This is a genomic window from Ignavibacteria bacterium, from assembly GCA_025612375.1.
Classification (GTDB): Bacteria; Bacteroidota; Ignavibacteria; order Ignavibacteriales; family SURF-24; genus JAAXKN01.
This window is the reverse complement of record JAAXKN010000081.1, coordinates 1-5551: the sequence shown is the minus strand read 5'-3', so window position 1 is coordinate 5551 and position 5551 is coordinate 1. Positions and strand designations below refer to the sequence as shown.

Annotated in this window: 7 protein-coding genes; 3 read left to right on the top strand and 4 right to left on the bottom strand. The window is 41.4% G+C overall.

Going from position 1 to position 5551, the window contains the following annotated elements; all coding sequences use genetic code 11:
- Positions 1–216 precede the first annotated feature (216 nt).
- The 4 genes from HF312_21080 to HF312_21065 all read right to left on the bottom strand — a co-directional run bounded on the left by HF312_21080 (position 217) and on the right by HF312_21065 (position 2247).
- On the bottom strand, positions 217–366 hold the full coding sequence (locus tag HF312_21080; protein ID MCU7522715.1) for a hypothetical protein: 150 nt from the start codon (positions 364–366) through the stop codon (positions 217–219).
- A 69-nt stretch (positions 367–435) separates the two neighbouring features.
- The gene (locus HF312_21075; protein ID MCU7522714.1) at positions 436–651 is read right to left on the bottom strand and encodes a hypothetical protein; all 216 of its coding nucleotides are present in this window, start codon (positions 649–651) and stop codon (positions 436–438) included.
- 21 nt (positions 652–672) lie between these two features.
- Positions 673–1695 (bottom strand): hypothetical protein, encoded by a 1023-nt coding sequence (locus tag HF312_21070; protein ID MCU7522713.1) that lies wholly within the window; start codon positions 1693–1695, stop codon positions 673–675.
- Between the two features lie 111 nt (positions 1696–1806).
- The gene (locus HF312_21065) at positions 1807–2247 is read right to left on the bottom strand and encodes a hypothetical protein (protein ID MCU7522712.1); all 441 of its coding nucleotides are present in this window, start codon (positions 2245–2247) and stop codon (positions 1807–1809) included.
- 257 nt (positions 2248–2504) lie between these two features.
- On the opposite strand from HF312_21065, the gene HF312_21060 reads away from it, so the two are divergent.
- The 3 genes from HF312_21060 (at position 2505) to HF312_21050 (ending at position 5525) form a co-directional block, all read left to right on the top strand.
- Entirely contained in the window at positions 2505–3038 is a 534-nt protein-coding gene (locus tag HF312_21060; GenBank protein MCU7522711.1) for a terminase small subunit, read from the top strand.
- Positions 3039–3226: 188 nt separating this feature from the next.
- The gene (locus tag HF312_21055; GenBank protein MCU7522710.1) at positions 3227–3742 is read left to right on the top strand and encodes a hypothetical protein; all 516 of its coding nucleotides are present in this window, start codon (positions 3227–3229) and stop codon (positions 3740–3742) included.
- A gap of 7 nt (positions 3743–3749) precedes the next feature.
- Positions 3750–5525, top strand: a complete 1776-nt coding sequence (locus tag HF312_21050) for a hypothetical protein (protein ID MCU7522709.1) — start codon at positions 3750–3752, stop codon at positions 5523–5525.
- The last annotated feature ends 26 nt before the right edge of the window (positions 5526–5551 follow it).

The following is a 5551-nucleotide window of genomic DNA, read 5'->3' as shown; positions in this document are numbered from 1 at the left end:
TAACCAAAAGGGATTACACGGACAAAGAGGGTATAAAGCGCTATAGCGCTGATATACTTTCGGAGAAGATTATCCCTATAGATGCCGAAAAAAATAGCTCTGAGGGCACCGGAGGAAGCCAGAATGAAAATTTTGCGGGTGGGTTGGCTAATAATGCGGATTTGCCGACAAATGACGACAATTCCGATCTCCCTTTTTGATGTAAAAGAAAAGCCCTCACTTAGAGGGCTTCTGTTTATTTGGCTTATTCGCCAGTTCTTCAATTTCCTTTCGTTCGATAATCCAAGTGCCGCCCACGTTCTCGGCGGTCTTGTACTTGCCCAAGCGGCAGTAAAGATTTACCTGCTGCCTTGATACGTTTAACATCTTGCCCGCTTCTACCGTGGAAACGAAGCGGGATTGTTTAATATTTGGCATTTCATCCCTCGTTGTTGCTTATTTGAAATATTCTGGATTGTTTTTCTTGTACTCGTTAAACTGTCTGCGGGTCATAATTTGCCCTGTCTGATTGAGCTTATCTTGATTGTAAGTCTCGGCAGCCCCGCGGGTGCGAAAACTCTTTGTACTAACGCCACCCACTCCATAAACTTCAACGACCACATATTTATTATATGCGTCGGCTTCTTCTTTGGAACCAAATATCTTTGACATTTCAAACCTCCAGTAATAAAATTATAATAATTCGTTAATATGCTGTGCGAATTCCCAATTATCCTCTGAATACCTGTTGTACCAAAGACCCTGAAACTTACTCCAACGCCAGCCGTTTTCCTTTAACTCTGACAATACGGCTGCGCTCGGTTTGCCCGGAAATATGATCTCAATACCATTATGCTCTTCGTTGCGCCTTGTGGCTATTTCACCGCAAGGTTCAGATTCTTCTACAGGAGCCACGGCAGCCTGTTTCTTAAAAGCATAAAATCCGTTCTCCTGCCCTGCTATATAATGCCATTCCTCGGCATCCAGCGTGCGCCCCGCCTTTGTTATCTTCCAGCCCGAATATCTACCCTCTGCCAGATAATACCCGCCGCCCATACTCCATTTTTCTCTATGCTCGTAGTTCGCCGGGGCATCTGCAAGTGCTCTTATTTCCGGAATATCGCAATTTAGGGCCGCTTTCCTCATTTCGGGAAAGAGATCTCTTTCGTGCTTTGAAAATGCCAGAATAACGGTTTTAGTTGAGTGCCCGCCGTAATAATCTTCCATAGAATTAGAATCATCAGCCATCAGCTGTGCTATAATAACAGCTTTTGCATCTGCTGGCCTGTTTGCCTCGAATATCTCTTTGCCTTTTGCGGTTATAATTCTGCGCTCTTCCTCGGCTTTCTCTTCGGCTGCTTTTCTGGCTTTTGCTTTTTCTTCTGCTTTTGTAAGTGCAAAAGCGATTTCTTCCTGGGTTGCAATATCTCCTGTTGTGTAGTAAAGGCCTATGCCGAATATCTTGCTTTCGTGCCTTACTGAATATTCGGCGTGTACCGCAGTATTAAAGTTTGTTAAATTTACCGTATGGTATTGTTTTCTTTTATCCCAATCGGAAACGGTAATTTTATAAATTGCTAATCTCTCATGCCCAAATCTTTCCTGACCGTAGCCGTTTAGCCAGATAACCTGACCGACTTGTAAATCTGTAGATTCAACCGGATCTAAGTTGCCGGTGGCGTAATTCATTCTCGATACCGTTGTCAACATTCCCATTGTGCAGCTCCTTTTACTTTAATAAGATTTTATGTAATTTTAAGGGCTAACTTTGTGTTAGCTCCTTTATAGCCCGTTTTGGTGTTGCCGCACCGGACGGGCTTTGTTGTTTTAATCTTCTATGTCGTAATGTTTTCTAAGCCTATTAGCCTCTGCTTGCGCTTCTTTAAGGGTATCAAATTTGCTCCACTCAATTAACTTATTTAGATACAGGTCTTTTTCGCTTGTCCCTTCCGCAATATGCACCTTATAAATTTCGTCTGTGGCATTTGCACCAAACCTTGTGGTCCCCACACCCACGAAATAATATTTTTTCTCCGGTATCGTTACAAGACTATTTACGCGGCGAAGCTTAATAGAATAAATAAGGGTGTTAAAATGGTGCATACTTACAAATTGCCAGAGTTTCCCGTCTTTCTCGAATACCATTGGTTCAGGGCATAAATATTCGACATAGCCCATATCCTCCAACGCTGCGGATGCACTCATAAAGCTTTTTGCCTGGCTCGGTCTTACTGTTTTATAGTTCCCTGTCTTTTTAATCTGTTCCATCTTTCCACCTCTTAAAGTTAATTGTTAAAAATTTATTCTCTCAGAGTTCGATTAACTTTCTATAGGGAAATTAAAAAGGAATATTTCCATTGTCAAGTGTTTTTGAAAAATATTTTTAAGATTTTTTCATTTCCTGCGAATTTAAGCGAAAAACGCAGAAAATAATTTAAAATATTTTTTGTAAAAAGTAATGATTTTACATTTTTCGTTTTTGTTTTGTTTATTGGCGGCGAATAGAAATAAAACTTTGATGTAAAATGGACAAGAATAAACTTTCAGGAAAGCATAAGAAGTTTGCGGACCTGTATTTAAAAGACCCACAACGTAACGCGAGAAAGGCTTACAAGGCTGTTTATGGGGCGCAAATTAAGGATTCCACTGCCGATGTTAATGCTTCTAAGTTACTAAAAGATACTAAGGTATCTGAATATATCGAAGCTAAAGAGAAAAAAGCCACCGAAGAGGTTGAGGTTTCTGTTACCTGGGTAAAAACGAAACTTAAAAGGTTCTCCGAGGCTAAGATAACCGATTACTTTGAAATTAAGAACGGCGGCATTTACTTAAAAGACCTCCATAACCTCCCATCTGAAATTGTGGATTGCATACAGGAAATTCAGCAAACGAAAGACGGCATTAAAATAAAACTGGTTGATAAAAAGAGCTCCGTTGTTGACTTGGGCCGTCACCTGGGTATGTTTAGCGATAACGTAAATATTAAGGGCAATTTAACCTTAGAAGATTACATTCTGGACCTTGAAAAAGAGGAAAAAAGCACAAAAGAAAATGACTAAAAATAGATACGTAACTATATTAAACAGGGTATCGAAGAAAAAACGGGCAAAAATAGCCCTGTTTTGTGGAAAAATAAACTAAAAACGAAACATTTTAACAAAAATACAATCTTTCAAAAATGAAACGATGTTCTTTCAAAAATGAAAAATCGGGTTTCAAAAATGAAAGAATAGAAAAAAGTCCGATTATGGAAAATAAAAGCAAATTAAGGCAGGCAATTTATGACCCGGAAACGAGCGAAATTGTACGGGATGAAGAGTTTAAGCCGCACAGAAAACGCCTTTCGACCGATGTATTTTGTTTGGAATTTATGAAAACGACGGCAAAGGCAAACCTGAACATAAATTCAGCCATGCGAATGGTAATTATCCAGATGAATAAGAAGGACAACCGGCTTTATCTTGATAGTTATATCCGGGATCAGATAGCTAAGTTCTTGGAATGTTCACGTAATGTCGTGGATCTTGCTATATATAATCTCCTGAAGCAAGATGTAATTATGAAGCTCGATCAGTGTTATTACTTCGTTAACCCCTATTATTTTACAAAGGCGAATAAGAATAACATTAAGAAAATGCAGCTTGAATGGGGAAATCTGCAGGCGATCAAAACAGCCAGGGCGAAAGTTAAGAAAATTATAAAAGTCCCGCAGGAGCTCCCGGCAAACACCTATCCTTTACCCGTAACAAGACAGGCGCAATAGAAACAATATGGCAGACAATCTCAGGGCGGATTTAATAAAAAGACAAAAAGCCAAAGCCTTTCTTAAAAGGTGCAGGGAAGATTTTATTTTCTTTGCCGAGAAATGCCTAAAAATCAAAGACGAACAGGGAAATATCGTTCCTTTTGTCTTAAATGTAGCTCAAAAGCGCTTTTACATAAAATACCAGGAAGCCAAAAAGAAAGGCGATGTCAGGTTTATAATCCTAAAGCCTCGCCAGTTGGGATTCTCAACGCTCGTTCAGGCCATATTATTTCACGAGCTCCTTTTCAGCCGCAACCAGAAAGCCCTAACTATGGGGCATAAAATAGACGCAAGCAATAACCTCTTTGAAATATATAACCGGTACTTAAAGCATCTTCCGTTGGAGCCAAAGCCTGTATTAAGGCGCAGCAACGAAAAGAAAATCAGCTATGATATAATTGGCTCCGAAAACAAAGTAGATACAGCGCAAAGCGGAGAGGTGGGGCGCTCTGACACATTCCAGTATCTCCATTTAACAGAGGTAGCTTTCTATCCCGATCCCAAAACAACGCTTTTAGGACTCTTTCAGGGAAGTAAGTACGCAAAGGCTATTTTTTTAGAGACAACAGCGAACGGGTTTAACTTTTTCCGCAATATGTGGGTGGATGCTGTTAATGGCGACAGTGAGTTTATCCCGTTCTTTGTTAGTTGGTTAGAATTCCCGCCTTATTCCAGACCTTTCGACACAATAGAGCAAAAAGAGGACTTCAGGAAGTCTATAGGCATTTCTCCCTTCTATAACGATTTCGAGGGTGAAGAGCGCAGTTTGATTGAGGACCACGGGGCAACCTTAGAGCAGCTTAATTGGCGCAGATGGGCTATTGATAACCTCTGTAATAGGGACGTAAAGCAGTTTTGGCAGGAATACCCGACTACCTGGCAAGAGGCGTTTGTTGCATCGGGACGGCCTGTATTTAATACAACTATTTGCAGCGCTAACTTTGCCCGGGCTGAGAGGTTAGAAAAAGATGGCAAGAAACCGATAAGACAAGGGAACCTAAACTATGTCTATGACGCAAACGGCAAGCCTGTAAATGTAGTCTGGGAGGATAACCCGAAAGGCTACATAAAGCAGCTTGAGGCAATAAAGGTACACGAAACAGAGCATTATGTCTTTGCGGCTGGCGGCGACGTTGCTGAAGGTTTGGAGCAAGGCGACTTTTCGGACATTCCCATACTTGACCGCAGAACAATGAAAGTTTGCCTGGTTTGGCATGGTCACACAGATCCGGACATATTGGCAGAAGAAGAGCACAAGATTCAGCTATTCTTAAAGGGGGAAGTGTATTTCAACAATGAAATGAACAACCACGGCTTAACGACAATTACAAGCGCCTATAAGTTGGGCGTTCACCAGTATTACCGTCAGGACTTCAGCAAGGGCTTTGAAGTGGATAAAATGGATTTGGGCACCAAAACCACACCGCAAACAAAGCCGATGATGGTCAACGACCTAAATGAGTACATAAGAGAGGCGTTGTTTGAGGACAACGAAAAAGAGTTCTGGGGGGAATGTTTAACCTTTGTACGTAATGCCAAAGGGCAGATGCAGGCGCAGAATAAGGATACAGACCCCGGCGTTAAGTGTTTTGATGACAGGGTTATGGCAAGGGCTTTAATGATCCGCTGCCACAAGTGGATGCCAGCTTATTATAGGGATTCGGTTGACAACCGCCCCCAATGGCTCCGGGATATGCTCACGCAGGGGCGCAAGAGCACGACAAGCTTCGATGAGGCTTAGAGTAATGATTTAGCAGGATTATTTCT

Bases quoted from the DNA above. Each gene is read 5' to 3' on its own strand.
- HF312_21080 (MCU7522715.1), bottom strand. From the start codon at position 366: ATGTTAAACGTATCAAGGCAGCAGGTAAATCTTTACTGCCGCTTGGGC.
- HF312_21075 (MCU7522714.1), bottom strand. From the start codon at position 651: ATGTCAAAGATATTTGGTTCCAAAGAAGAAGCCGACGCATATAATAAA.
- HF312_21070 (MCU7522713.1), bottom strand. From the start codon at position 1,695: ATGGGAATGTTGACAACGGTATCGAGAATGAATTACGCCACCGGCAAC.
- HF312_21065 (MCU7522712.1), bottom strand. From the start codon at position 2,247: ATGGAACAGATTAAAAAGACAGGGAACTATAAAACAGTAAGACCGAGC.
- HF312_21060 (MCU7522711.1), top strand. From the start codon at position 2,505: ATGGACAAGAATAAACTTTCAGGAAAGCATAAGAAGTTTGCGGACCTG.
- HF312_21055 (MCU7522710.1), top strand. From the start codon at position 3,227: ATGGAAAATAAAAGCAAATTAAGGCAGGCAATTTATGACCCGGAAACG.
- HF312_21050 (MCU7522709.1), top strand. From the start codon at position 3,750: ATGGCAGACAATCTCAGGGCGGATTTAATAAAAAGACAAAAAGCCAAA.